The sequence below is a fragment of the Clostridioides sp. GD02377 genome (assembly GCF_045899875.1).
Taxonomy (GTDB): domain Bacteria; phylum Bacillota; class Clostridia; order Peptostreptococcales; family Peptostreptococcaceae; genus Clostridioides; species Clostridioides difficile_A.
Genome location: NZ_JBJODA010000001.1, coordinates 181418 through 207648, shown reverse-complemented (window position 1 = coordinate 207648; position 26231 = coordinate 181418). Strand labels below are relative to the sequence as shown.

29 protein-coding genes are annotated in these 26231 nt (G+C 27.3%); 24 read left to right on the top strand and 5 right to left on the bottom strand.

What is annotated here, in order from left to right; translation table 11 throughout:
• Nucleotides 1–5 precede the first annotated feature (5 nt).
• Nucleotides 6–164 carry a type I toxin-antitoxin system toxin gene (locus tag Q3304_RS00970; RefSeq protein ID WP_054269735.1) on the top strand — a complete coding sequence of 53 codons (159 nt, stop codon included), beginning with the start codon at nucleotides 6–8 and terminating at the stop codon, nucleotides 162–164.
• A gap of 104 nt (nucleotides 165–268) precedes the next feature.
• On the opposite strand, the gene Q3304_RS00965 is transcribed toward Q3304_RS00970, so the two are convergent.
• Nucleotides 269–394 carry a hypothetical protein gene (locus Q3304_RS00965; protein ID WP_407813340.1) on the bottom strand — a complete coding sequence of 42 codons (126 nt, stop codon included), beginning with the start codon at nucleotides 392–394 and terminating at the stop codon, nucleotides 269–271.
• 296 nt (nucleotides 395–690) lie between these two features.
• Between Q3304_RS00965 and Q3304_RS00960 the strand changes: the two genes are divergently transcribed.
• A complete protein-coding gene (locus Q3304_RS00960) occupies nucleotides 691–909 on the top strand; it encodes a hypothetical protein (RefSeq protein ID WP_054276266.1) in 219 nt (72 codons plus the stop codon).
• Nucleotides 910–1459: 550 nt separating this feature from the next.
• Nucleotides 1460–2074, top strand: a complete 615-nt coding sequence (locus tag Q3304_RS00955; RefSeq protein ID WP_407813341.1) for a DUF1653 domain-containing protein — start codon at nucleotides 1460–1462, stop codon at nucleotides 2072–2074.
• Between the two features lie 134 nt (nucleotides 2075–2208).
• Here Q3304_RS00955 and Q3304_RS00950 read toward each other — a convergent pair whose 3' ends face one another.
• Nucleotides 2209–3021, bottom strand: coding sequence for an alpha/beta fold hydrolase (locus Q3304_RS00950; RefSeq protein WP_407813342.1), 813 nt, complete (start codon nucleotides 3019–3021; stop codon nucleotides 2209–2211).
• Nucleotides 3022–3024: 3 nt separating this feature from the next.
• Complete coding sequence (locus tag Q3304_RS00945) at nucleotides 3025–3666, bottom strand: TetR/AcrR family transcriptional regulator (protein ID WP_407813343.1); 642 nt, start codon at nucleotides 3664–3666, stop codon at nucleotides 3025–3027.
• Between the two features lie 245 nt (nucleotides 3667–3911).
• On the opposite strand from Q3304_RS00945, the gene Q3304_RS00940 reads away from it, so the two are divergent.
• Nucleotides 3912–4421 (top strand): VanZ family protein, encoded by a 510-nt coding sequence (locus Q3304_RS00940; RefSeq protein ID WP_407813344.1) that lies wholly within the window; start codon nucleotides 3912–3914, stop codon nucleotides 4419–4421.
• A gap of 239 nt (nucleotides 4422–4660) precedes the next feature.
• Here the strand turns inward: Q3304_RS00940 and Q3304_RS00935 are convergent, their stop codons facing one another.
• Together Q3304_RS00935 and Q3304_RS00930 are read right to left on the bottom strand one after the other, a co-directional pair.
• Entirely contained in the window at nucleotides 4661–4837 is a 177-nt protein-coding gene (locus Q3304_RS00935; RefSeq protein WP_167641073.1) for a DNA-directed RNA polymerase, read from the bottom strand.
• A gap of 484 nt (nucleotides 4838–5321) precedes the next feature.
• Entirely contained in the window at nucleotides 5322–5729 is a 408-nt protein-coding gene (locus tag Q3304_RS00930; protein WP_167649795.1) for a sigma-70 family RNA polymerase sigma factor, read from the bottom strand.
• A 475-nt stretch (nucleotides 5730–6204) separates the two neighbouring features.
• Here Q3304_RS00930 and Q3304_RS00925 point away from each other — a divergent pair, with 475 nt between their 5' ends.
• From Q3304_RS00925 to brnQ (Q3304_RS00830), 20 genes are all read left to right on the top strand, one after another.
• Nucleotides 6205–6567 (top strand): hypothetical protein, encoded by a 363-nt coding sequence (locus tag Q3304_RS00925; protein ID WP_407813345.1) that lies wholly within the window; start codon nucleotides 6205–6207, stop codon nucleotides 6565–6567.
• Entirely contained in the window at nucleotides 6551–7234 is a 684-nt protein-coding gene (locus Q3304_RS00920) for a hypothetical protein (RefSeq protein WP_407813346.1), read from the top strand. Before Q3304_RS00925 ends, Q3304_RS00920 begins: the two co-directional genes overlap by 17 nt.
• Before the next feature lie 19 nt (nucleotides 7235–7253).
• Nucleotides 7254–7673: a hypothetical protein gene (locus tag Q3304_RS00915; RefSeq protein ID WP_407813347.1), complete on the top strand. Its 420-nt coding sequence runs from the start codon at nucleotides 7254–7256 to the stop codon at nucleotides 7671–7673.
• Nucleotides 7663–8193 carry a hypothetical protein gene (locus Q3304_RS00910; protein ID WP_054269744.1) on the top strand — a complete coding sequence of 177 codons (531 nt, stop codon included), beginning with the start codon at nucleotides 7663–7665 and terminating at the stop codon, nucleotides 8191–8193. The genes Q3304_RS00915 and Q3304_RS00910 overlap by 11 nt, the downstream gene beginning before the upstream one ends.
• A 311-nt stretch (nucleotides 8194–8504) precedes the next feature.
• Nucleotides 8505–9062, top strand: coding sequence for an elongation factor P (efp, locus tag Q3304_RS00905; protein WP_054269745.1), 558 nt, complete (start codon nucleotides 8505–8507; stop codon nucleotides 9060–9062).
• Nucleotides 9063–9153: 91 nt separating this feature from the next.
• Entirely contained in the window at nucleotides 9154–9609 is a 456-nt protein-coding gene (locus Q3304_RS00900) for a CD1247 N-terminal domain-containing protein (protein WP_054276277.1), read from the top strand.
• 163 nt (nucleotides 9610–9772) lie between these two features.
• On the top strand, nucleotides 9773–10483 hold the full coding sequence (gene rnc, locus Q3304_RS00895) for a ribonuclease III (RefSeq protein WP_021383953.1): 711 nt from the start codon (nucleotides 9773–9775) through the stop codon (nucleotides 10481–10483).
• A 53-nt stretch (nucleotides 10484–10536) separates the two neighbouring features.
• Nucleotides 10537–11607, top strand: a complete 1071-nt coding sequence (locus Q3304_RS00890) for an elongator complex protein 3 (protein ID WP_407813348.1) — start codon at nucleotides 10537–10539, stop codon at nucleotides 11605–11607.
• Between the two features lie 27 nt (nucleotides 11608–11634).
• On the top strand, nucleotides 11635–15189 hold the full coding sequence (gene smc / locus Q3304_RS00885; protein WP_407813349.1) for a chromosome segregation protein SMC: 3555 nt from the start codon (nucleotides 11635–11637) through the stop codon (nucleotides 15187–15189).
• 26 nt (nucleotides 15190–15215) lie between these two features.
• Complete coding sequence (gene ftsY / locus Q3304_RS00880; protein ID WP_054276280.1) at nucleotides 15216–16490, top strand: signal recognition particle-docking protein FtsY; 1275 nt, start codon at nucleotides 15216–15218, stop codon at nucleotides 16488–16490.
• A gap of 102 nt (nucleotides 16491–16592) precedes the next feature.
• A complete protein-coding gene (ylxM, locus tag Q3304_RS00875; RefSeq protein WP_003419333.1) occupies nucleotides 16593–16961 on the top strand; it encodes a YlxM family DNA-binding protein in 369 nt (122 codons plus the stop codon).
• On the top strand, nucleotides 16958–18310 hold the full coding sequence (gene ffh / locus Q3304_RS00870; protein ID WP_021383940.1) for a signal recognition particle protein: 1353 nt from the start codon (nucleotides 16958–16960) through the stop codon (nucleotides 18308–18310). Before ylxM ends, ffh begins: the two co-directional genes overlap by 4 nt.
• 38 nt (nucleotides 18311–18348) lie before the next feature.
• Nucleotides 18349–18621: a 30S ribosomal protein S16 gene (gene rpsP, locus Q3304_RS00865; RefSeq protein ID WP_054269750.1), complete on the top strand. Its 273-nt coding sequence runs from the start codon at nucleotides 18349–18351 to the stop codon at nucleotides 18619–18621.
• Nucleotides 18622–18684: 63 nt separating this feature from the next.
• On the top strand, nucleotides 18685–18912 hold the full coding sequence (locus Q3304_RS00860) for a KH domain-containing protein (protein WP_054269751.1): 228 nt from the start codon (nucleotides 18685–18687) through the stop codon (nucleotides 18910–18912).
• A 109-nt stretch (nucleotides 18913–19021) separates the two neighbouring features.
• Nucleotides 19022–19537 (top strand): ribosome maturation factor RimM, encoded by a 516-nt coding sequence (gene rimM / locus Q3304_RS00855; RefSeq protein WP_054276281.1) that lies wholly within the window; start codon nucleotides 19022–19024, stop codon nucleotides 19535–19537.
• A gap of 8 nt (nucleotides 19538–19545) precedes the next feature.
• Complete coding sequence (gene trmD, locus Q3304_RS00850; RefSeq protein WP_054269753.1) at nucleotides 19546–20241, top strand: tRNA (guanosine(37)-N1)-methyltransferase TrmD; 696 nt, start codon at nucleotides 19546–19548, stop codon at nucleotides 20239–20241.
• A 184-nt stretch (nucleotides 20242–20425) separates the two neighbouring features.
• The gene (gene rplS / locus Q3304_RS00845; RefSeq protein ID WP_021383988.1) at nucleotides 20426–20776 is read left to right on the top strand and encodes a 50S ribosomal protein L19; all 351 of its coding nucleotides are present in this window, start codon (nucleotides 20426–20428) and stop codon (nucleotides 20774–20776) included.
• Nucleotides 20777–21094: 318 nt separating this feature from the next.
• Nucleotides 21095–21991: a ribosome biogenesis GTPase YlqF gene (ylqF, locus tag Q3304_RS00840; protein WP_054269754.1), complete on the top strand. Its 897-nt coding sequence runs from the start codon at nucleotides 21095–21097 to the stop codon at nucleotides 21989–21991.
• Nucleotides 21992–22381: 390 nt separating this feature from the next.
• Complete coding sequence (brnQ, locus tag Q3304_RS00835) at nucleotides 22382–23674, top strand: branched-chain amino acid transport system II carrier protein (protein ID WP_054269755.1); 1293 nt, start codon at nucleotides 22382–22384, stop codon at nucleotides 23672–23674.
• Between the two features lie 1150 nt (nucleotides 23675–24824).
• Complete coding sequence (gene brnQ, locus Q3304_RS00830) at nucleotides 24825–26117, top strand: branched-chain amino acid transport system II carrier protein (protein WP_054269756.1); 1293 nt, start codon at nucleotides 24825–24827, stop codon at nucleotides 26115–26117.
• The last annotated feature ends 114 nt before the right edge of the window (nucleotides 26118–26231 follow it).

The following is a 26231-nucleotide window of genomic DNA, read 5'->3' as shown; positions in this document are numbered from 1 at the left end:
TATGTATGGATAATTTTTTACTAAGTATATTAGCCAGTATTATGGCTAGCTATATAGTTTACTTGATAAGTAAGTTATTTAGAAAACGTAAAAAACCACTCAAAGCTGGCACTAAGAGTGGTTGGGAATTTGACTTTAAAATCAAATTCCATAAGTTTAAATAATTTCTAGTTTTTTAATCACGAACTTCACTCTACACCACATAGATTGCAGTTCTTCTTGCTTTTATTATATCACAAATTGGTATAAATATTCAAAAATAATAATTTTACTCCATAGTAAAAGTATATAATGTAGTTTTTATACCATTAGTTTTCCTAGAAATTTGTTCTTTTCCTTCACCTATTAAAGTGACTATATCTATAAATATTAAGCATCCTTTCATTTTTTCCATAATATTTCTCACTCATGTATTGTTTTGTTATTATTAAGCTCTGTTTAATACATTTATCTGTTTTAATTTAACAACATTTCTTTCTCAATACCCACCAACTCCTGCAAAATAAGGTTACAACATAAATTGAATACAATGTATCTATGATTGTAGTGATTGTTCATAGTACTATATTTCTAATTTTAAAATCTAAATTAAGATAATAAATACATGTCAAATTAAAATTCTAAAAACAAGATATATATTGAGTATAAGACAAGTATATGGACTCATATTTTATAACAAGGGGTGATATTGTGAAAATACTACAACAATTTAAACCATTTAAATATGATACAGAAAAAGATATAGAGTATGATGAAAAGATTATAGCTAATCAAAGTACAGAAGTCTATATAATATATCCGCGTATTTCTAATGAAGAGAATAAAAGAAGATGGGAAGAATTTGATGCTGTAGCTAAAGAAGTAGCCATTAATATATCAATGAAAAAAGCTGATACAGTAGAATGTTAATAAAGTATAGAAGTTGCTACTATTTAGCGCTTCTTTGGTATAAAGTTGGACAAGTATTTTTAAACAACTAGGATATTAATTTACTTAGTTGATATAAGATAAAAGCGAAGAAATTTAAAAGGAATTTTTATTTTATAAAAATAATTGAATCTATAATTATAAAAGAATTTATGATTCATAGTTAATGTTAGGTTATGAAATATGTAGAAGATTTAATAATAGCAATAAAACTTGAAGAAAACTTGAAGTGTAAAAAGCTTATGTAAGATGTATTATAGAAGTTGAATCATGACAATTGTAATATGCAAAAAAATTGAGCTTGTATATTATTTGCCATAAATATTGGATATACATTCTAACTGTGAGAAGAATTTTACTGAAAACATATATCTTATTTGTAGTAACAAATAAAATTATAATCAATAGGTTAATGTGTTATTTAAATATTAAAGGAGTTTTATATAAGATATATTAAATAATTGAAATTATAAAGATACTAGTTAAAAAAATAATATGAATATGAAATGGGTGAATTAGGAGGATTTAAGTAGTGGCTAAAAATGAGTTATTATTAGAGTTACATAAAGTTTTATATAAAATGGAGAAACACTGCAATGATTTTATGAAAAAATCAAGAAAAGGAGATAATCTAAACTGTAGTGATTGTGAATTTTATATAAATAACTATGATTTAAATAATAATAGTTGTTTATATAAAGATATTAAAAATTTTAGGGTATCTGATACTGTAGATATAATGGTTAAAGCTTTAGACATGAAAATATCTAAGGAAAGAAAAGTGAAATATCCATATATATATAAGCATTTTAAAGGTGGCTTTTATGTAACTATAGGAATTAGTAAGCCTGTTGCTTATTTTGAACTTAATAAATCATTGTTTGAAGTTGATAGTTATTATTTGGTAGCAGAAAATGGATTTAATGCAGTACATACTGAAACTAATGATATTGTGATTATATATAAAGACTCAGATGGCAATTTCTATCATCAAAAAGAAATAGATTGTGAAGAACTAGTGATTTATAAGTCTTTATATAGTGGAACTGGAGCATTTGCAAGGCCAATAGATATTTTTCTGTCTAAAGTAGATAAAGAAAAGTATCTTAATACAGCACAAGAGTATAGATTTGAGGAGTTTGAGTAGTTAACTATGATGTTTCTACTAAGGTCATATTGATACTATAAAAAATTGTAGAATATACTATCAACTTCAACAATAAAGTATGTTTTACAAAATGCCGTAAAGCCACATAAATACTAGGTCTATGTGGCTTTGTCTTACTTCATTAGAAAGTTTAAAACTCGATTATTAAAGTCTTTTGCCTCTTCATAGGTAGCGTGGCCAAGACCTTTGTATATAAATAATTCACTATTCTTGATTCCTTCTGCTAATTCTAAAGATGACTTTGTCCCTACAATACTATCATTGTCGCCTCCAATAATTAAGGTTGGAGATGATATTTTATCCAATTTAGAATAGGAATTATGCTCAATACATGAAGTGGCTTGTATAAGAAATCTTCTAAAATCTTTTGGTTTGCCAATATTTACAAGAAGCGGATAGAAAAAACGATATTTTTTTAAATATTTTTCTGAGTATGATTTTTCTGCTATGTCAATCATTAGACTCTTATAATCACTTTGCTCTGCCATCTTCATCCAACTACCAACGACTTCTTGTATGGTTTCATTTTGTTTTGATGAGGTAACCACCAGCATAAGTTTATTAACTAAATCTGGATAATCGGCAGCAAGATATTGTGCTATCATTCCACCTTGAGATACTCCCATAATATCTGCCTTTAAAATCCCAAGAGTTTTCATGACTTTTGCTTGGTCTCTAGCCATATCTCTTGTAGAATAACCTTCTTTCAAACAGTTTTTTCTGCTGAACATATACACCTTAAACTTTTGAGCAAATTGCTTATAACTCAATGCAAAAGCGATTGCCTGTATCTGCCCATGAATTGGGGAAAGTCCATCCCCCAAACCTGGCAAGATAATCAGTGGTTTTTGGCCTTTTCCAAACTCAATATAATTCACTGTTTCCTTGTCTACTACTACTTGATGGAATCGAGAACCATAAAACATATTTTACACCTCTTTCTTTTCACTAATAAGTCCACATTTTAAGATTGTTATGTGGTCTGTAAGGCTATTAACATATTTCTGTCGTATGTTATCAATATTTGTATTTTCTTGTATCTGAATATGAGACAAAAAATCTTCATTAAACCCAGTTAAAAACCATTTTAAAATATCAATACTCTTTTTCTTATCAAATCTAAGTATTGATGTGTCTACATCATACAATAGCTTATAATAAATGCTTTGGCCTTCCAGGTCATACTGTGCTTCAACTTTTTGATAGATTTCAGTATTACTTTTGGTAAATGCAGTAGCAATCAATTTATATTCATTAGGGTGCTTAATATACCAATCAAATTCCAATTCTGAATATTTAATGATTCTTTCGAACAACTCTTTTGGAAGAAAATCTATTTCCTTTGCTAAACTCACAATAAGCTCTTGTGTAACAGAATCGAGTATATAGAAGTACAATTCATCCTTATTTTTAAAGTATTTGAAAAGACTTCCCTTGCTAATACCTGCATTTTGGACAATTCTATTTGTTGAACTATTTTCATATCCATATTTAGCAAATTCATCAATACTAACCCTAGTAATCTTGTTACGTTTTTCTTCATCTAGTTCAAGAAATATATTAGTAGGCATAAGAACTCTCCTTTTCAAATGACCATGTGGTCACTGATTAGTTTTAAATGGTGACCATGTGGTCACTAAATGAGTATATCCTGTATCTATTTTTCTGTCAACATACTTTAAAGAAAATCTATCAATGTGTAAATAGTATGATTCATGTAATTTTATAAGGACTAAAGAAATAGTTGACATACAAATTGTATTACTATATCATTGTATTAAGAACTTAATACAATGATATAGTAAGGAGGCAATGAATGAAAGCTAGAAAATATAATATTACAAAAGGATTGTTTATAGTATATATAATCATTTTGACATGGATAATATTATTTAAGATGCAATTTGATATTTCATCACTTGAAGCAATGAATCTTAGAAGTATAAACTTAGTGCCTTTTGCTGGTTCACTTATAGTTAATAATAGAGTAGACATATCAGAGATTATATTAAATGTAGTTGTATTTGCACCATTTGGGATATATTTATGTATGCTAAAAGGAGAGTGGGGTTTTATAAAAAAGGTTGTACCTATTTTTTTAGCAAGTTTAGTTTTTGAAACACTTCAATATATATTTGCAATAGGTGCAAGTGATATAACCGATTTGATAGGAAATACATTAGGAGGAATAATAGGAATAGCAGTTTTTGTGTTATTGTCAAAAATATTTAAGGGCAAGGCAATAAAAATAATAAATATACTAGCATTGATTGTGACAGTTGTTGTGATATTATTTTTAGGATTGCTTATTATTACAAACTTATAAAGCCAATTAAAGTGTATATTAATAATGATGATGTGATTAATCAGGAGTAATAATAAACTTATAATAAATAGTAAAATACAATTGTATAAGAATTTAATTATAAATAAAAGCACATTAAATGGCGTGGGTCCAGTTGAATATCGTACTCATGCCATTTAATGTGCTTTTTATAGTATTTACTTGATAGGGTCATATCTATATATAGGTGTTTTCATAAATTATCATGGAAGTATTATATCTTAAAAATTTTGAATATTTAATTCTTGATTTTCTTTTGTCTTTTCTAATAAATCTAAAGCACAATTAATACAAACCTTGATGTCTGCATTGGTACTTTTATCATAATAAGTTATATATTTATTTCTATATTCATCTATTTCTTTTCCACAACAACTACATAATACGATTACGCTCATATTTTAATTCCTCCGTCTCTGATTATTCTTAATATATTCAATAGTGTAATTTTTCTGAAAATAATAATTGTTAAAACTCTATCAACTTGACCTTTATTTTCTTATTATAATGCATTTTAATAAAAAAATAAAGGCTATATATAAAATATTTATAGAAAAAAGTATAATATGGAATATTTTATAAAATTTTATTATTTTTTATAATAATAAAATATACATTAATATCCATAAAATGACAAAGATGAAAAAACTATTAAAATAGAATATTTCTAGTTTTAATATAAAATACTTGTTTGCTATATGTATAACAATTTATTTAAGAGTATGATTTGGGTATTATATAGTGGTAAGGTAATACCTAAAAAAATTAGCTGATTTAGTTAGATTTTTAAAAGATTAAAAAATATATGCTTATACTTAACAATATAATTGATATGTATTTTTGTTTGATATAATTAAGAAAAAATTTTGATATGAGCTTATTTTACACAACAGAGTAATACATATAAATAGTAGTATTTATTTCATTACCTTCTTTATCTGTTCCGATAGGGTCTTGTAGAGATACTTGAGTTTTATTTTTTTTGTTGGATCTAATATTCATTAAAATCTCATTTTCAATACATCTAGAAGCATATGTTGCTAATCGAGTTCCTTTATCTATGTTATAAGTTTCTATAGCTTTTATTAATCCTATTGTACCTATGGATATTAAATCATCTTGGTCTTCCGTCGAATTATTATATTTTTTTGCTATATAAGCTACTAATCTCATGTTTCTTTCAATCAATGTATCCTTTGCACTTTTATCATTTTCTATTTTAAATTTAGTTAAATACTCAATCTCTTCTTCAGGGGTTAAGGGTTTTTCAAAAGATTTAAGAGCTGCCAATAGGTCACCCCCTTTTCAACGGTCACTTTAAATTATATGAAGAAGACTTATCCAAGTTGACTGTTATCTAATAAAATAATATGTATACTTTTAGAATTTAAAACATATATTTACAAACTTTTGACCATTATATAACATAAAAAATGAGAACTTAAGTTTAAATTTTTGTTGTATATATATGAAACAAGACGAAGGAATTATTAACTTATTCAGTATAAATTGAAATTTAAATGTCAATAAATATAAAGGAGAAAGGATTATAAACAGTGAAACAAAGTTTTTCACTAATCATGCATAATTGTTTATTTGGATGATATTGATTACAAAGCTAGATTAGTAGGGGTAGTTAATATTATTAAAAATGAAGGTGGTGTACTAAAATGAAAAAAATTATATAAGATATTTATAAAGAAAATTTATAGTTAAATTTTTATATACTTTTTATATACAAAAAATTATTGAGAGGTTTTTATTATTGAAAACAAAAAAGAATGGTTTTATATCAATCGAATGTATAATAAGTATTGCTATATTATATGTTACTGTTTATTTAGTGTCGACATCTTTATATAGTTGCTATAGTTTTGTATGTAGAAATGAATCTGATAGAGAAATGTTAAGCACTGTAAAAAAATATATGGAAGATGAAAAGTACAGAATAAAAAATAGTAAATATGAGTTGATTGAGAATGGAACAAATAAAAATTACATAAATGGATATGAAGTTATCAGTACAGTAAAACAAATTTTAGATTATTATCAATGTTATGAAATAAATATAGAAATAAAAAATAATTTTAAAAAATTGAGGTTTACTAGTTATGTTACTAGACAATAGAGGTTCTATATTAATAATGACATTGATAATATTTTCTATTATAAGTACTGTGTGCATTATGTCTATAGGATTAATTTATACACATAATAATATATATGAGTTAGAATGTAAGGACATTCAATTAAAAGAAACTTCTTTGAGTGGAATAGAACTATCAATAAGTAATGTATATTCTTGTGTAAAGGAAGCTATTAATATATCAAATAATGAAGACGAATTTAAAACATATTTCTTAGGAAATAATATGATTAATTGTATAAAAAAAATAAAAGATACATCTTATAGCAACTTAGACAAAGTTTCTTTAAAGGTAGAGAATAATACTATATATGATAGAGGAGATTTTTTTGAATTAGATATAACAAGTACAGTTAAAGAGAAAAACTTTTTAAAAGTCATAAAAGTGAGGGTGAAAATTAAAAATCCATGGGTAGGGATTGATATTGAAGATTATATGGATGAGTCTCATAGTAAGGTGTTTAATGAATATAAGCTATTTGAAGAAAATGAAATCTTAAATGAATTTGAAGATGCGAGTGAAAATATGAATAATCAAGAACATGAAGAGTCTACAGACGAAGAAATTAAACAAGATATAATTGAAAATATAAAAAAGAATTTTGATGAAAAAAATTTAGTACATGTGTATAAGTATAGAGGTGTATAACTTTGAAAAAAGAAGGAATGTGACTGTAGTAGAATTAGTGGTATCTATTAGTATAATATTATTGATAGCTACATTATCGTTTCCAAAAGATAATCTTGAAAATCAAAAGATAAATTTATTTGCACATCAACTCTGCTCAGATATAAGATATGTTAGAAGAATTAATATGTTTAGTGATTATGATACATATATATATTATATAAATCAAGATAAACAAGAAGGATATGTATTGAGAAAAGATGGTAAAAATATTAAATCTATAGTACTACCTAAAAATGTAAAGATAGCAAGAAGTATAGATATAATAAAATTTAAATCTGATGGCTCACCTCAAAAAGCATCTACAATAGAGATATATAATCATAGACTAAGAAAAACTATAACAATAACACCCGTAAGTGGAAGAGTACTTCTGAAAGAGGGAAAATATGAAACGTAAACATGGTTACTTACTTTTAGAAAGTATAGTATCATTAGCTTCAATTGTAATATTGATAATGGTTTTATATTCTGTATTTGTGATTACAATAAATTTAAAACTTAAAATAGAAGATAACATAGAATTACAACAACAAAGTCTTGAAATTGTAAAATCTATGGAAGGAATTATTAGTAATTCTATGGGAATAATAAATCTATCTAATAATGAAGAAAGTTTTAAAAGAACAACATCTATAAAATGCAGATATGTGGATGAAGGTTTAACTGATAATGAGGAATATATAAGTAACAAAGAAATTATATTAAATGAAAGAAGAAATAAGCTATTTGTAAATTCTTTAAATGGTGAAAGTAGTCAAGCAGGTGGTTATGAAATTGGAGATTATGTAGATGAAATGTATGTGTCGATGTCCAATAATGGCCAATATGTTAATATAAAATTGAAATTATCAAAACGTAGTCAAAACTATGAAACTAAATTCAAAATAAAAATATGGAATTTTAGTGAAAGCATATGAAAACACATAAGTTTGAGAAAAAGAAATAACATCAATAAATCATATAAAGCGTAATTATTGAGAACTATATAATTAAATAATATCAATATATAAAATGTATAGACTAAGATTGTAGAGGAGAATAATAAAAATATAGAATAAGTAATTTGCCAAATACTTGTTTATATTGTATAACTTATGATATTATGATATTAGTAAAAATTTGTAATCCTGACTTGACAGAATTCAAGTAAGAGATATAATTTTAAAGGCATAGTAATGTAAAATTTACTAAAAAATAAGAAATTTATTTTAATATGGAGGAACAAGAAATGGTATCAGCAGGTGATTTTAGAAAAGGTGTTACATTTGAAAAAGATGGACAACCATGTTTAGTAGTTGATTTTCAACACGTTAAGCCAGGTAAAGGAGCTGCTTTCGTTAGAACTAAATACAGAAACTTAAAAACAGGAGCTATAAGAGAAGAAAGTTTCAATCCAAGTGAAAAATTCCCTAAAGCTGTTATAGATACAAGACAAATGCAATATCTATACAATGATGGTGAGTTATATTATTTTATGGACCAAGAAAATTTTGAACAAATACCATTAAACTATGAGCAAGTTGAAGATGCAATTAAGTTCTTAAAAGAGAATGAAGTTGCTACAATAAGATTTTATCAAGGGCAACCATTCCAAGTGGAAGCTCCAAACTTTGCAGAGTTAGAAGTTATAGATACAGAGCCTGGTATAAAAGGTGATACAGCAAGTAATGTAACTAAAGCAGCTACAGTTGAAACTGGAGCAGTTGTTCAAGTTCCATTATTTATAAATACTGGAGATAAAGTAAAGATAGATACTAGAACAGGTGAATATTTATCAAGAGTATAAAACTTTATGTATATAAAAGCTTATATGTCTTAATAATATAAGATATATGAGCTTTTAGTTTATATATAAAAAAGAAAGCGAGGGGTGTTACATGAAACATTTATATGAAGAAGTTGCATACTTAAAAGGCCTAGCAGAAGGACTAGAAATAAGTGCTGAAAGCAAAGAAGGGAAAATGATACATAAAATAGTTGATGCATTAGAAGTATTTGCAGATGCTATTGTAACATTGGATGAAGAGCAAGAAGAACTTCAAGATTTTGTTGAATCTATAGATGAAGATTTAGCAGATTTAGAAGAAGAAATCGCTGACATGGAAGATGATCTTTATGAAGACGATGAAGATGATGACGATGAGGACTTCAGCTATATAGAAATGGAATGCCCAAATTGTGGAGAGTTAGTAGAAATAGACGAAGATTTATTATATGATGATGAAGTGGATGTTGTTTGTCCTGATTGTAAGGCTGTAATATTATCATCAGAAGATGATTGTGATGATGATTGTGCATGTGGTGGTTGTTCAAGTTGTGATGATAGAGAGTAAAAATTCATAAGAAATAAAACTGCCTATGATGCCTATGAGATAATTTTGTTTCATAGGTAGTTTTATTTTTATGAGGAAGGGTATTGTGTATTTTGGTTTTGCAATACTTGGACAAAAATAGTACACTAGAATTTATAGAATAGGATTTTGGAGGGATGTAGTTATGAAAATAAGTAAAAAATTACTAGATAATATACAAAGATTTGAAAATGTTATAAATTATAAATTTAAAAATAAAGAATATATACTAGAAGCTCTTACTCATAGTTCATATTCTAATGAAAATAAAAAATATAATTTTAACGAAAGATTGGAGTTTTTAGGGGATTCAGTTTTAGGTATAGTGATAAGTGATTATTTATTCAATGAAGAAACTAATCTACCCGAAGGGGAACTAACTAAACTTAGAGCAAATATAGTTTGTGAAGATTCATTGAGTGAAGTAGCTAATGATATAAATTTAGGTGTTCACATGTTATTAGGCAGAGGAGAAGAGGCAACTGGAGGAAGACATAGAACTTCAATACTAGCAGATGCATTTGAAGCTGTAATAGCTGCGATATATCTTGATGGAGGCTTTGAAAGTGCAAGACAGTTTATACTGAATTATATGGAAAATATAATTTATGATTCAAGAAAAGGAAATATATTCAGAGACTATAAAACACATCTTCAAGAAGTGTTACAAGGGAATGGCGAAAATAATATTTGGTACAGGCTTATAGAAGAAAAAGGGCCAGACCATAATAAAAGATTTGTAATGGAAGTTGGAATCAATGAAGATGTTCTGGGTATAGGAGAAGGTAAGAGTAAAAAAGAAGCTGAACAATTAGCTGCTAAAGTAGCTTTAAAGAAAAAATTATGGGAAAAATAAATGTAATATGTAAAAATATAAAAAGAAATATTTATATTAGAAGGATGTTGTAGATGAAAAAGAGAATTATACCTATATTTGTTCCTCACAAAGGGTGTCCTCATGATTGTATATTTTGTAATCAAAAAAAAATAACAGGTGTGAGTACTGATGTTACAAGTGAAGATGCAAGAAAGATAATTGAAGAATGTTTAGAGACTATAGATAAAGATGCTGATGTAGAAATAGCATTTTTTGGTGGTAGCTTTACTGCGATAGATATTGATATACAAAAAAGTCTGTTATCAGTTGCCAAAGAATATGTAGAAAAAGGAATTGTGAAAGATATTAGAATGTCTACAAGACCAGACTGTATCAACGAAGAGATACTAAGTATGTTAAAAGACTATAAGACGAGCATAATTGAACTAGGAGTACAATCTTTAGATGAAAAAGTATTATTAGATAGTATAAGAGGTCATCAAGCAGAAATTGTATATAAGAGTTCAAAAATGATAAAAAATAGTGGAATTAAACTTGGTTTGCAGATGATGATTGGTCTTCCAGCTGATACAGAAGAAAAATGTATATTTACAGCAAAGAAATTTGTAGAGCTAAAACCAGATTGTGTTAGAGTGTATCCAACTTTAGTAGTAAAAGATACAGGGCTTGAAAAATTGATGGAGAAAAATGAGTATAGTCCATTTACTCTTGATGAGAGTATAAGTATAGTAAAGAAAGTTCTTGTATTGTTTTATGTTAATAATATAAATGTAATAAGAGTTGGACTTCAAGCTACTGATGATATACAAATTGGGAAAGCTGTTTTAGCAGGACCATATCACCCTGCATTTAGAGAATTAGTAGAAGCTGATATGATAAAAGATTATTTGGAATTTATTATTTTACAAAATAAAGATGTAAAACAAATGTTGGTGAAATCAAATAAAAAGAATATTTCTAAGATAATAGGAAATAAAAAAACAAATGTGAAGTATATGAAAGAAAAATTTGGTGTGATTTTAAAAACACAAGAATCAGATTTAGATATAAATCAATTAGAAATTGTGTTAGATGGAAAAAGTTTAATTATTGCTAATATGATAGACATTCATAGAAAATTGTATGACATTTATGACCTTTAGTTTTAACGATGAAGGGAGAGAAACGATTTGTATTTAAAGAGACTAGAGTTAAAGGGATTTAAATCCTTTCCAGTGAAAACAGATATTATTTTTAAAGAAGGAATAACAGCTATAGTAGGGCCAAATGGAAGTGGAAAAAGTAATATATCTGATGCTGTAAGATGGGTATTAGGAGAACAGAGTATTAAGAGTCTTAGAGGGGATAAACTTGAAGACGTAATATTTGCAGGTACAGATACAAAAAAACCTATGAATTACTGTGAAGTTGCTCTTACCATTGATAATTCTGAGAATCAATTGGAATTAGATTTTACAGAAGTAACTATAAGAAGAAGAGCTTATAGAAATGGTGAAAGTGAGTTTTTTCTGAACAATAAGAGCTGTAGATTAAAAGATATAAAAGAAGTCTTTTTAGATACTGGTATTGGAAAAGATGGTTATTCAATCATAGAACAAGGAAAAGTAGACGAAATATTAAGTAATAATCCTTTAAGTAGAAGGAAAGTTTTTGATGAAGCATGTGGTATATCAAAGTATAGATATAAAAAGCAGGAAGCAGAAAGAAATTTAAGTAATACAAAAGAGAATTTAGAAAGAATAGATGATGTATATATAGAAATTGAAAATCAATTAAAACCTCTTTTTAATCAACAGACAAAAGCAAAAAAGTATTTGGAAATAAGTGAGAAGTTGAAGATATTAGAAGTAAATAGCTTTATAAGAGAAATCGAAGGAACAGAAAAAGAATTAAGTGAGGTTAATGAGCATAGAAAAGTTATTGAAAAAGAACTTAATGAAAAAGAAGAACAAAAAAGCATTGTAGAGAAAAAACAAGAAGACATCAATAAAGAGATAGATGTATTACAAGATGTAATTGAAAAGTCTGTAGATTATATAAACTCGATTAAAGGGGTTATATCAAAAAAAGAATCTCAAATAAATTTAATTAAAGAAAGAATAAGAAATTTCACGAATGAAATTCATAGAAAAAGTTCAGAAATAAATGATATAAAAGAAAAGCTAAATGAAAATAAGCAATACATAAAAGACTTAGAAAGTAATAAATCATCAGGAAATGAAGAACTATCTATTTTACAAGAAAATATAAAAGTGTTGGAGTCTAGTAAAGATAAACAAAAAATGAAATTGGAATCTTTAAATAACGATATAGAGTTATTGAAAGAAAGTATAATAGATATATTAAATAAGAAACAAGAGTTTAGTAATAAGTTGTCTACATTAAATGCAAATAAAGAAAATATGAATATAAGAGATGAAAATATAAGCTCAGAAATAGCAGAATTAAATAAGAGTATTGAAATAAAGTCTCTTGAATTAGACAACATAAGTGAAGAATTTAATATGCAAAATGATGATTTAAAGAATGTAAATAATAGAAATAGGGAATTAGCAACTAATTTACAAGATACAATTAGTAAATACAACGAGCTAGAAGATGAAATACAGAAAAGTAAATATAATCTAAATGGATATAATTCAAAATTAAATGTCTATGTAGATATGGAAAATCATTATGAGGGATTTAATAGAGGTGTAAAAGAAGTCCTAAAAAATAAAAGTTTAAAAGGCATTCATGGAGCACTAGGTCAAATTATAAATGTACCTGAACAATATGAGAAATCTATAGAAGCAGCTTTGGGTGCATATATGCAGAATATAATAACTGATGATGAATTTAGTGCTAAATCTGCAATAAATTATTTAAAGCAGAATAATTTAGGTAGAGTAACCTTTCTTCCATTAAATATAATTAAATCAAACAAAATAAGTTTAGGAAATTTAAAAGCAAATACTAAATTTATAGGAATAGCAAGTGATTTAATTACATTTAATGAAAAGTATAGAAATATAATTGAGAATATACTTGGAAGAACTATACTTATAAATAATATAGATGAAGGTATAAAATTTGCAAAAGAAACTGGTCATAGATTTAAAATAGTGACTTTAGATGGTGAAATATTAAATCCAGGAGGTTCTTTGACTGGAGGAAGTTTAAAAACTAATGGTAATATACTATCTAGAAAAAGATACATCAATGAATATACAGAAAAGATAAATAACATTAAAATTGAGATTTCAGACTTAGAATCAAAAAGAGAGTCTCTAGACAAAGATATAAAAGATATAAAAAATGAAATTAATTCGTATGAGAATAAAATAAAAGATTTAGAAAAAAGTATAATAATAAAAAGTACAAGTATAAAGAACATTGAATCTGAAATTGAATCTTTAAAAGGTAGTATTACTAAGTTAGATAATGAAAAGAATGATTTGAACTCTAATTTAAATTACACACTTGAAAAAAGTGATATTGTTGAAAAAGATATGGAAGAATTAGATAATATATACAATCAAAATAAAGAAAAAATTGATAGTTTAAATGATGAAATAAAAAAATATAATGATTTATATGATAAGGAAAAGTCCCAATTTGATGAATTAAACTTAACCTTAGTAAAGAAAAGAGAAGTTTATAATAGTATAGTCAGAGATATAGAAAGAATAATTGGAGAAAATTCTGAGCTAGAAGAAAAAAATAAACAATTAGAAAAATCATTGAACTATGAAGAACAAGAAATAATTAAATTGCAAGATTCTATATCTATTGAAGAAAAAGAAAAAGAAAACCTAACAAAACAATTAGGAGATAGTAACAGAAATCTTGAAACTAGAAAAATAGCTAAAGATGATTTGAAAAATAGTTTTGATGAAATCAATAAAGAATTAAAAGCTATAGATAGACAACATATAGAACTTAAAGAAAGTTTATTTAAGGTTGGTGGAAGATTAGAAAGATTAAAGACTAGTCAAGACACATATGTAAATAAGTTATTTGAGCAATATGAGCTGACTTTAGTACAAGCATTAGAAATAAAAGATGAAAATTTAGATATAGATAGAAAATTCTTAGAAAATTTAAAGAGAGAAATAAGAAGTCTTGGAAATATAAATATAGATTCTATAAAGGAATATGAAGAAATAAAAGAAAGATACGATTTTTATAGTGAACAAAAACAAGATTTAGAAGAATCTATGGAAGAGATAGAAAAACTTATACATACATTAGAAGAAAATATGAAATCTGAATTTGAGATTAAATTTGAAGAAATAAGTAAAAACTTTAAGTATGTGTATAAGAGATTATTTGGTGGAGGTTGTGGAGAATTAACTATTTTAGATAAAGAAAATTTATTAGAAAGTGATATACTAATAACAGCCCAACCACCAGGTAAAAAAATGAAAAATCTAAATCTATTGTCTGGTGGAGAAAAAGCTTTAACAGCAATAAGTATACTCTTTGCTATATTAATTACAAAACCAACACCTTTTTGTATCTTAGATGAGATTGAAGCACCACTTGATGATGCAAACATATTTAGATTTGGAGAGTTTTTGAAGGATTTATCTAAAGAAACACAATTTATATCGGTAACACATAGAAGAGGGACTATGGAAGCTGCTGATTATATTTATGGAGTTACTATGCAAGAAAAAGCCATTTCAAAAGTTATTAGCTTAAAATTAAAAGAAGCTCAAGAAATAACAGATATTATATAACTTAGATTGACATAGGAGGAAGAACAGTGTTAAAAAAATTATTTGGTTTTGGAAAAGACAAAGAAAAGGAACTGGAAAAAAAGGATGCTGAGCCAGAAGAAGAAATAGAAAGTAGTATTGATAACCTAGAAAATGTAGAAGAAACTATTTTTTCAGGCCTTGAAGAAGAAGTTATAGATAAAATAGAAGATATTGAAGAAAAAACTGAAGAAGATGCTACTAATGAAAGTACTGAACAAGATGAAAAAGTAGAAGGCCAGTTAAAAATTGATGAACAAGATGTAGAAACTATTTTAAGTGATGATTCTAAAGAAGATAAAATAGAAGAATTAGAAAGCTATAATGATGAAACTGAATCTGAAGAGATGGAAGATAAAGAAGAAAAAAAGGTTAACTTGTTTGAAAGGTTAAAACAAGGATTAACAAAAGCAAAGCAAGGAATAACTGATAGAATAGATGAGGTTTTAAAATCATATACAAAAGTAGATGAAGATTTACTTGAGGATTTAGAGGAAATTTTAATAACAGCAGATGTTGGTGTAAATACAACTATGGATATAATTGAAAAACTAAGAGATAAAATAAAGCAAAAAGGTATTACAGAGCCTATGAAAGTAAGAGAAGAGCTTAAATCTATAGTAGAAGAGATTCTTACAAATGAAAACTCTATATTAGATATAGAACCAGCACCATGTATAATTCTAATGGTTGGTGTAAATGGAGTTGGCAAAACTACTACAATAGGTAAACTAGCAAATAAATACAAAAAAGATGGTAAAAAGGTTTTATTAGCAGCAGCAGATACATTTAGAGCAGCAGCTACAGAGCAATTGGAAATTTGGGCAAATAGAACGAATGTAGATATAATAAAGCATCAAGAAGGAGCAGACCCTGGAGCAGTAGTGTTTGATGCTATAAAGGCAGCCAAGGCTAGAAAAACAGATGTATTAATATGTGATACAGCGGGAAGATTACACAATAAAGCTAATCTTATGAATGAGCTTGGAAAAGTATTTAAAATAGTAGATAGAGAATTTCCAGAGGCAAAACGTGAAGTACTTCTTGTAGTAGATGCAACAACAGGTCAAAATGCAGTTGTTCAAGCAAAGACATTTAAAGAAGTTGCAGACATAACAGGTATAGTGCTTACAAAACTTGATGGGACTGCAAAAGGTGGAGTAGTACTTGCAGTAAAATCAGAAGTAGATGTACCTGTAAAACTTATTGGAGTTGGAGAAAGAGTAGAAGACCTGCAAGATTTTGATGCAAAATCATTTTCAGATGCATTATTTGGTAACTAGTATTCTTTTAAAAATAATGGTTGACAAGAGTGTTTATATGATATAAAATACAATAGTGTAAAGTAGATAACCTTTACAGTATACTGCTAGGAAGTGTAAGATATGAATATAGAAAAAATGGTCGAAATTGGATTGTTATTTGAACAATATAAAGAATTATTAACTGACAAGCAGAAAGAAATAGTAGCTCTATACTATGAAGAAGATTATTCTTTAGGTGAAATTAGTGAAAATCTGAATGTATCAAGACAAGGTGTGTATGATACTTTGAAGCGTTCAGAAAAAATACTAAGAGATTATGAAGAAAAATTACACTTAGTATCTAAGATTCAGGAGCAGGAAAAAAATATTAAAATTATAAAAGATAAAATTATTGACATTAAAGAAGATTTATTGCACAATAGAGATTGTGCTAATTTAATCCCTAAGCTAGAAAATATAGAAGATGTATGTAGGGAGATGATAAAATGATATTTGAAGGATTGTCTGATAAACTACAAGGGGCATTTAGTAAGTTAAAATCAAAAGGAAAACTTACAGAAGTAGATGTAAAAAATGCTATGAGAGAAGTTAAACTTGCTCTTCTTGAAGCAGATGTTAACTTTAAAGTAGTTAAAGATTTCATAAAAAAAGTTCAAGAAAGATGTGTTGGACAAGAAGTTATGCAAAGCTTAACTCCAGCTCAGCATGTAATTAAAATTGTAAATGAAGAACTTACAAGTTTAATGGGAGATGTACAAAGTAAAGTAATGATTTCCTCAAAACCTCCTACAATTTTGATGATGGTTGGACTGCAAGGAGCAGGTAAAACTACTACAGCAGGAAAGCTTGGAGGATATTTTAAAAAGCAAGGCAAGAAACCTTTATTAGTAGCTTGTGATATTTATAGACCAGCAGCAATAAAGCAACTTCAAGTTGTTGGGGAAAAATTGGATATACCTGTATTTAATATGGGAGATAAAGAAAATCCTGTAAATATTGCAAAGGCAGGTTTAAGCCATGCAATTAAAAATGCTAATGATTTAGTTATTATAGATACAGCTGGTAGACTTCACATAGATGAAGTGCTTATGGATGAATTAAAATCAATTAAGTCAGAAGTTAAACCACATGAAATACTTTTGGTTGTAGATTCTATGACAGGACAAGATGCTGTAAATGTTGCAGAAAGTTTCAATGAAGCTCTTGGTGTTGATGGAGTAGTCTTAACTAAATTGGATGGAGATACTAGAGGTGGTGCTGCACTTTCAATAAGAGCAGTTACACAAAAACCTATAAAATTTATGGGTATGGGGGAAAAACTAGATGATATAGAGCCTTTCCACCCAGATAGAATGGCATCAAGAATACTAGGTATGGGAGATGTCTTAAGTTTAATAGAAAAAGCACAAGAAAATATAGATTTAGAGAAAGCCAAAGAATTAGAACAAAAAATAAAAAAACAAGAACTTGATTTTGAGGATTTCTTACAACAAATGGAACAAATACAAAATATGGGACCTCTTGACAAGATAATTGGTATGATACCTGGTATGGGAAATGTAAAAGACCAACTTGGAGATGTAGATTTGAATGGCAAGGAAATGAATAGAACTAAAGCCATAATTCAATCAATGACTACATATGAGAGAAGAAACCCAGGAGTATTAAACGCTTCTAGAAAGAAAAGAATAGCTAGAGGTAGTGGAACTAGTGTACAAGATGTAAATAGACTTATAAAACAACTTAATGAAATGAAAAAAATGATGAAGATGTTTGCTGGTTCGCAAAAAAGTATGAAGAAAAGGGGCGGCTTAGGCGGTTTACCTTTTTTTAAATAAAATATAAAAAAAGTAAAAATTATTCGGAGGTGACTGTAATGGCAGTTAAAATAAGATTAAAAAGAATGGGAGCTAATAAAAAACCTTTCTACAGAATAGTAGTAGCTGATTCAAGAGCTCCAAGAGATGGAAAATTTATAGAAGAAATAGGATACTATAATCCAGTTTCTGAACCTAAACAAGTAAAAATAAATGATGAAAAAGCTATAAAATGGTTAACTACTGGTGCTCAACCAACAGAAGTAGTTAAAAAATTACTTGTGAAAAATGGAGTAATAGAAAAATTCGAAGCTTCTAAACAAGCAAAATAATTTTTCTTAGCAATTAGTTTAAGTAAATACTCATTGCTGAGGTTACTTTAGGAGATGAAATATATGAAAGAGCTAGTTGTAGATATAGCTAAGGCTCTAGTTGATAATCCTGATTCAGTTGTCGTTGAGGAATTTGAAGATAATGGCGGTATAGTCTTAAAACTTACAGTTGCTCAAGATGATATGGGTAAGGTTATTGGGAAGCAGGGAAGAATAGCTAAAGCTATAAGAACTGTCGTAAGATCTGTTGCAAATAGAGAAAATGTAAAAGTTTCTCTTGAGATAGTGTAAATAGGAGGATTAGGTATAATACCTAGTCCTTTTTATATAATTATATGTAGTTTTAAGAATTTATGATGATATGAGTATATAAGATTAAATTTTTTAAGAAGGTGATAACATGAAAGAAAAAGTAACTCATTTTAAGATAGGTCAAATAGTAAATACACAAGGTCTAAAAGGTGAGGTAAGAGTTTATCCACTTACTGATGATATAGATAGATTTGATGAATTGAAAGATTTTTATCTAGGAAAAGATTTAAATAATAAGTGGATTGTTGAAAAGGTAAGATACAAAGGTTCTATGGTTATAATGAAGATAAAGGATATAGATACTATAGAAAAAGCAGAAAAACTAAAAAATAAATTTATGTACGTGTCTAGGGAAGATAGTAGAGAACTTGAAGAAGGCGAATTTTTTATAGCAGATATGATTGGTATGGAAGTTTTAACTGTGGACGGAAAATATGTAGGAGTGTTAGAAGATGTACTTCAATACTCTGCAAATGATGTTTATGTAATAAAAGGTGAAGAGGATAAAGAATTCATGATACCAGCTATAAAAAAATTTGTACCTACAATAGACATTGATGACAGAAAAATGATTATAGACCCTATTAAGGGAATGATAGATTAGGTGGCAATATGAGATTTCATATAATGACGCTTTTTCCAGAAATATTTAATTCATATATGAATGAGAGTATAATGAAAAGAGCAGTTGAAAAAGGTGTAATTGAAGTTCATATATATAATATAAGAGATTTTTCTGATAATAAACATAAAAAAGTAGACGATTATCCATTTGGAGGAGGAGCTGGTATGGTAATGACTCCTCAACCGATATATGACACGTATAAGCATATAATAACAACTCATAATATAAATAATCCAAGAGTAATTTATCTAACTCCAAAAGGAAAGGTATACAACCAATCTATAGTGAAGCAAATGTCTATCAAAGAGGATATAATACTGCTATGTGGTCATTATGAAGGTATAGATGAAAGAATAATCGATTTAATTGTAACTGATGAAATTTCAATTGGAGATTATGTACTAACTGGAGGGGAACTTCCAGCACTTATAATGATAGATTCTATATCAAGACTAATACCAGGTGTATTAAATCAAGATGAATCTTTTGAAGAAGAATCATTTAAAGATAATTTGTTAGAGTATCCTCATTACACTAGACCTAGAGATTTTGAAGGATTAAAAGTACCAGAAGTGCTTTTATCAGGTAATCATAAAAAGATAGATGAGTGGAGAAAAGAAGAATCTATAAGAATAACTAAAGAAAGACGATTAGACTTATATAGAAAATCTAAAGAAAAATAAAAGTATAAGAAGTAATCAATATACATGTATACAATAAAGTACCTATAAATGGAATTAAAAACGTAAAAGTGCTTGTAATAACTATTGAAGTATAGTATAATATAAAATGTTGAAAATACGGGCGTTCCTCTGTTTACACTGGTCGGGTAGTTAAGAACGTCTATGATATTTAGGAGGAAGAAAGATGAATGAAATGCTAAGAGCAATTGAGCAAGAACAATTAAAAAATGAAGTTCCTAATTTTGGACCTGGGGACACAGTTAAAGTACACGTTAGAATTATAGAAGGAAAAAGAGAAAGAATACAAGTATTCGAAGGTGTAGTATTAAAGAGACAAGGTGGAGGAGCAAGAGAAACTTTCACAGTTAGAAAAATGTCTTTCAATGTTGGTGTAGAAAGAACTTTCCCAGTTCACTCTCCAAAAATAGAAAAAATAGAAGTTACTAGAAAAGGTAAAGTAAGAAGAGCTAAACTAAACTACTTAAGAGGTAGAGTAGGTAAAGCTGCTAAGATAAAAGAAGCTAGAAATAGATAATTAAAAACTTTACTTATAAATGGGGGGCTGATTTATCAGTCCTCTTTATATTTTAATGAAAATTATAGCAAATAATTATATCAGAAATAAATAGAACTATTTGTTGAAATATACATTATTTATTTATGAATTTATAACTTTTAAAATGAAAAATAAAATCGATAAATATTGAATTATATTTTGAAATAATATTAAAATAAGAAGAGAATATTATGTAAAGTATGATGTTAAAAGCATGACAATACAGTGATTTAAATAAATTTATTTTTTAATTATAATTAAGGAATAGTAATATAATATTTTAAAGGAGTGATATATATGTCAAATGAATATGAAGAGTATCTTATGGATGACAATCTACATATAAACTGGTATCCAGGTCATATGAAAAAAACTAAGGAGTTAGTAAAAAACAATTTAAAATTGATTGATGTAGTTATTGAACTGTTAGATGCCAGAATACCATTTAGTAGTAAAAATCCAGATATAGATAAGCTTGTAGGAGATAAACCAAGGGTAGTTGTACTTAATAAAAGTGACATGGCTGATAGAGATAAATTAAATCAATGGGTAGAGTATTATAAAAAAATTAACATAAAAGCTATACCAGTTGATACAATAAAAGGCATTGGTATAAATAAGATAATAGAAGAATGTAAGAATGTAACTAGAGAAAAAATGGACAATTTAAAAGATAAAGGGAGAAAAGAAAGAGCTATACGAATAATGATAGTTGGGGTCCCAAATGTTGGTAAATCATCTCTTATAAATAAATTAACAGGTAGAAAAAGTACTCAAACAGGAGACAAGCCAGGAGTAACTAAAGGGAAGCAATGGGTTAGGTTAAAAGGGAATCTTGAACTTTTGGATACACCTGGAATACTTTGGCCTAAGTTTGAAGACCAAGAAGTCGCTCTAAACTTAGCCTTTAGTAGAGCTATAAAGGATGAAATTTTGGATACTGAGACTTTAGCTTTAAGACTTATAGAGAAACTTATGAAGATAGCACCTGAGAATCTGAAAGCTAGATATAAATTGGAATCTCTAGGAGAAACTCCAATTGAAACTATGGATATGATTGGTCATAAGAGAGGATTCATAACAGGAAAAAAAGAGCTTGATTATGCACGTATAGCTACAACCGTTTTAAATGAGTTTAGAGATGGAAAAATAGGGAATATAACATTAGAAATACCAGAGAATGTTAAAAGATAGATTTTAAAGCCAGGTTAAAAAATTTAACATTATAAAATAAAAAAAACCTTTTCCTTAAGGTTTTTTTTATTTTTTTTAAATATAGACAAATATTGTCATATGAAAGTATAAATTAGATTAGAAAACCTTTAAAAATATTAATTTAAGACAAATATACCTAATTTTTTGAAAATTAAAATGAGTGTGATTATTTCAAATTTTGGTATATTGACTTGCTTGTTTCGTATAATATATAATAAGCACAAATCAATACAATATATTAAAAATTTAATTTATTTAATTTTATTAATTTAATAATAAGTTCTTATTGTTTTAATTAATTTATTTATGCAAGCGGAAACAATTGAGGCATTTTATTAATTTAATAAGGTTAAAAAGGGGGATTTTATAATGGGTAAGACCAAGGATATGATAGTATTTGGATTTGCATTATTCGCAATGTTCTTTGGAGCAGGTAACTTAATATTTCCACCATATTTGGGAATAATTACAGGTCCAGAATGGTTAATTGCCTTCTTAGGATTTACATTTGCCGATGCTGGTTTGGCACTTCTAGCAGTAATGGCTACAGCTAAATTTGATGGAAACGTAATTGAGATGTTTAAAAGATGTGGTATGAAATTAGGGATTCTTATAGGTTGTGCAGATATTTTATGTATAGGACCATTCCTAGCTATACCAAGAACAGGTGCAACAACTTATGAAATGGGTATGATGCCTCTATTTGGAACTTCGATTCCAGTGTTATTATTCTGTGTAGTTTATTTTGCGATATCATATGTATTAACAGTAAGACCTTCTAAGGTCGTAGATATAGTTGGACAATTTTTAACTCCAGCTCTTCTAATAGCTTTAGCATTTATAATTATAAAAGGTGTTGTATCTCCACTTGGAGAGGTAATAGATAAACCTATGATACCTAATGTATTTGCAGAAGGTATAGGCCAAGGATATCAGACGATGGATGCCTTTGCAGCAATAGCACTTGCATCAGTGTTGATAGTATCTTTAAATGAAAAAGGGTATACTTCTATTAGTGAAAAATTAAAGATGATTGGTAAAGCAGGTGTGCTTGCTTGTGGAGGCTTAGCTTTAGTTTATGGAGGTTTATGTTTCCTTGGAGCAACTGTATCAACAATGTATGGAACAGATGCAGTACAATCACAAGTAATAGTAAATATAACACAAGGATTGCTTGGAAATATTGGGAAAGCGATTTTAGCAGTAGTAGTATCATTAGCATGTTTAACTACATCTATAGGCCTTACATCTGCTACAGGACAATATTTCTCTAGACTTACAAAAGGTAAATTGAGTTATGAAAAAATAGTTTTAGCTGTATCTGTATTCAGTGCAGTAGTAGCATCTTTTGGTGTTGGAACTATAATAAAGATAGCATCACCTGTATTAAGTATAGTTTATCCACCATCAATTGTTTTAATAGTTCTAGCATTCTTCAATGAAAAAATCAAGAATGACAATTTATACAAGGGAGCAGTATATATGTCATTGTTTATAAGTATATTAACAGTTATATCTACTTATGGAGTAAATGTTCCAATAGTAAATTCTTTACCACTTGCTTCATTAGGATTTAACTGGGTGGTTCCAGTTATAATAGCTGGAATAATTGGTAATTTTATACCATCAAAGAGTCAATCTAATACACTTGGAACAAATTAAGCTTTATTCAATTAAAATATGAACCTGTAACTAAAGGAGTTATCTATAATAAATGAAATTATTTATATATAGATAACTCCTTTTATTTTTTCTTTCTATACTAATTGTTTGCTTTTGTTATACAACAAATATAAGAAAATATTGGAAAAAATATATAGTTTATTTTTTAACAATATTAGATGTTAAAAAAAGGACTTTGGAGTAATTTTATAAGTTTAGTTATAAGTATTAGCTGATTTTTACAAAGATATTATATAAATAAAATTATGACAATAATAAAATAATAAAATAAAATTTAAGGCGTTTGCATATATAAATCAATTAATCAAAGTACTAAATTGTTTTTATATAGGTATATATTAAGAATTTTTAGTTAATTTTGAAATATAAGTGTGTCGACGTGGATACAAGCAACTGCAAAGTTTAAGTAAGTTGGGCGTTAGAAAATAATTACAATGAAGAAAAGTAAGCTTGCAAATCATAATAAGGAATTTTCAGAAAAAACGATTTCAGAGATGGAAAATAAGTGGAAAATCTATGAATGTAGAACAATAATTTAGTAAAATTAGAAATTGATTTAGCAAAATAAATACAAAATACTACAAGAATTAACGTAAATAAGAGTTATGATAAAAGGAAAACGATTTTCTAAATATCATAATTTTGAAAATTAAAAAAATTAAAAATCATATTGACGTCTTTTTTTTAGAATTATATAATAAACACAAAATATTTAAAATTTAAATTGAATTTTTTAAATTGAATTAAAAAAATTATATGTAATATAGTAAGGAGGGATATACACTATTACATAAAACAAGTTAAATCAAGAATAGTTCAAATGATGTTAAAATTAAGAATATTCAAAAAAATTAGAATTTTTAATTTTGTCAAGAAAAATTAGAGAAAAAATAAAAAACCAATCATGTTTAAAGTATACAGGTTGATTTTATTTAATTAAGAAAGTTGTATTAAATATTGCGAAGATTTTATAAATTATGAAACATAATTGACAAGTTTAAGTCAAAAATGTATAATTAAATAAAATCTCGTCAAAAGGTTTTCATTTAAGAAGAGATTGGACTTATTTTTTAGTAAAATGTAGTAAAAAAGCAGTAAAGTAGTAAAATTCAAAATGGGGGTGCTTTAAATGGGTGAGAAACAAATCAAGTTTAAAGATGTAATTGTAATTGGATTTGCACTATTTGCAATGTTTTTTGGTGCTGGGAACTTAATATTCCCTCCATATCTAGGAGTTTTATCCGGAAGTAGCTGGTTAGTAGCTTTCATAGGATTCCTTTTCGCAGATGGTGGTTTGGCATTATTAGCAGTTATAGCAGCAACTAAGTTTAATGGAGATACATCAAAGATGTTCTCAAGAGCAGGTAAAGGATTAAGTATTGCATTAGGATGTGCAATGGTAATCTGTATAGGGCCACTTTTGGCAATACCTAGAACAGCAGCAACAACTTATGAGATGGGTATATTACCTACAATAGGTTCAGGAATAAGCCCAGTAATATTTTCTATAATATTCTTTGCTATAGTATTACTTCTAACAATAAGACCATCAAAAGTTGTAGATATAGTTGGGTCAATATTAACTCCAGCTTTACTTATAGCTTTAGCAGTATTAATAGTTAAAGGTATCGTATCTCCATTAGGAGAAATAAGAGATAGTTCTCTAATACAAAATGTATTTGCAGAAGGTATCACTCAAGGTTATCAAACAATGGATGCACTGGCAGCTAGTGTATTTGCATCAATCATAATCATGTCAGTAATAGCTAAAGGATACACAGGTGAAAAAGAAAAGATGAAAGCTACAGTAAGTGCAGGTGTTATTGCAGTAATAGGTATGGCACTAGTTTATGGTGGTTTATGTTATCTTGGAGCAACTGTATCTCAAGCATATGGACAAGATGTTCAACAAACAGCTTTAATAGTTGCAATAACAGCATCTTTACTTGGAACTACAGGTAAAATTTTATTAGCTATTATAGTTGCGTTAGCATGTTTAACAACAGCTATAGGACTTTCTTCAGCAGCTGGTCAATATTTCTCAACACTTACAGATGGAAAATTAAAATATGAGCATATAGTTATAGTAGTTTGTGTGTTTAGTGCAATCATATCAAACTTTGGAGTAAGTACAATAATACAATTCTCTGCTCCTATATTAAGTATGGTATATCCAGCAACTATAACTCTAGTTATATTAGCATTATTTAGTAACAAAATTAAAAATGACAATGTATTCAAATGTGCTGCATATATGGCATTATTAGTAAGTGTATTAACAGTTGCAACAAGCTTTGGAGTAAACATTCCTCTAGTTAATAGCTTACCATTTGCTTCATTAGGATTTAACTGGATAGTTCCAGTTGTAATAGCAGGAATAATAGGAAACTTTATTCCATCTAAAAGCAGTAAAACTGCATAGTAACAAATAATAATTGATAATTATGGAATTGCCTTTAAATTATATAGGCAATTCCTTTTTATATTTACTACAAATATGGAATGTCAATGTAAAATATCATCACATATATTTGTA

Bases quoted from the DNA above. Each gene is read 5' to 3' on its own strand.
- Q3304_RS00970 (WP_054269735.1), top strand. From the start codon at position 6: ATGGATAATTTTTTACTAAGTATATTAGCCAGTATTATGGCTAGCTAT.
- Q3304_RS00965 (WP_407813340.1), bottom strand. From the start codon at position 394: ATGGAAAAAATGAAAGGATGCTTAATATTTATAGATATAGTCACTTTA.
- Q3304_RS00950 (WP_407813342.1), bottom strand. From the start codon at position 3,021: ATGTTTTATGGTTCTCGATTCCATCAAGTAGTAGTAGACAAGGAAACA.
- Q3304_RS00945 (WP_407813343.1), bottom strand. From the start codon at position 3,666: ATGCCTACTAATATATTTCTTGAACTAGATGAAGAAAAACGTAACAAG.
- Q3304_RS00940 (WP_407813344.1), top strand. From the start codon at position 3,912: ATGAAAGCTAGAAAATATAATATTACAAAAGGATTGTTTATAGTATAT.
- Q3304_RS00935 (WP_167641073.1), bottom strand. From the start codon at position 4,837: ATGAGCGTAATCGTATTATGTAGTTGTTGTGGAAAAGAAATAGATGAA.
- Q3304_RS00920 (WP_407813346.1), top strand. From the start codon at position 6,551: ATGTTACTAGACAATAGAGGTTCTATATTAATAATGACATTGATAATA.
- Q3304_RS00910 (WP_054269744.1), top strand. From the start codon at position 7,663: ATGAAACGTAAACATGGTTACTTACTTTTAGAAAGTATAGTATCATTA.
- efp (WP_054269745.1), top strand. From the start codon at position 8,505: ATGGTATCAGCAGGTGATTTTAGAAAAGGTGTTACATTTGAAAAAGAT.
- Q3304_RS00900 (WP_054276277.1), top strand. From the start codon at position 9,154: ATGAAACATTTATATGAAGAAGTTGCATACTTAAAAGGCCTAGCAGAA.
- rnc (WP_021383953.1), top strand. From the start codon at position 9,773: ATGAAAATAAGTAAAAAATTACTAGATAATATACAAAGATTTGAAAAT.
- Q3304_RS00890 (WP_407813348.1), top strand. From the start codon at position 10,537: ATGAAAAAGAGAATTATACCTATATTTGTTCCTCACAAAGGGTGTCCT.
- ylxM (WP_003419333.1), top strand. From the start codon at position 16,593: ATGAATATAGAAAAAATGGTCGAAATTGGATTGTTATTTGAACAATAT.
- ffh (WP_021383940.1), top strand. From the start codon at position 16,958: ATGATATTTGAAGGATTGTCTGATAAACTACAAGGGGCATTTAGTAAG.
- rpsP (WP_054269750.1), top strand. From the start codon at position 18,349: ATGGCAGTTAAAATAAGATTAAAAAGAATGGGAGCTAATAAAAAACCT.
- Q3304_RS00860 (WP_054269751.1), top strand. From the start codon at position 18,685: ATGAAAGAGCTAGTTGTAGATATAGCTAAGGCTCTAGTTGATAATCCT.
- rimM (WP_054276281.1), top strand. From the start codon at position 19,022: ATGAAAGAAAAAGTAACTCATTTTAAGATAGGTCAAATAGTAAATACA.
- trmD (WP_054269753.1), top strand. From the start codon at position 19,546: ATGAGATTTCATATAATGACGCTTTTTCCAGAAATATTTAATTCATAT.
- rplS (WP_021383988.1), top strand. From the start codon at position 20,426: ATGAATGAAATGCTAAGAGCAATTGAGCAAGAACAATTAAAAAATGAA.
- ylqF (WP_054269754.1), top strand. From the start codon at position 21,095: ATGTCAAATGAATATGAAGAGTATCTTATGGATGACAATCTACATATA.
- brnQ (WP_054269755.1), top strand. From the start codon at position 22,382: ATGGGTAAGACCAAGGATATGATAGTATTTGGATTTGCATTATTCGCA.
- brnQ (WP_054269756.1), top strand. From the start codon at position 24,825: ATGGGTGAGAAACAAATCAAGTTTAAAGATGTAATTGTAATTGGATTT.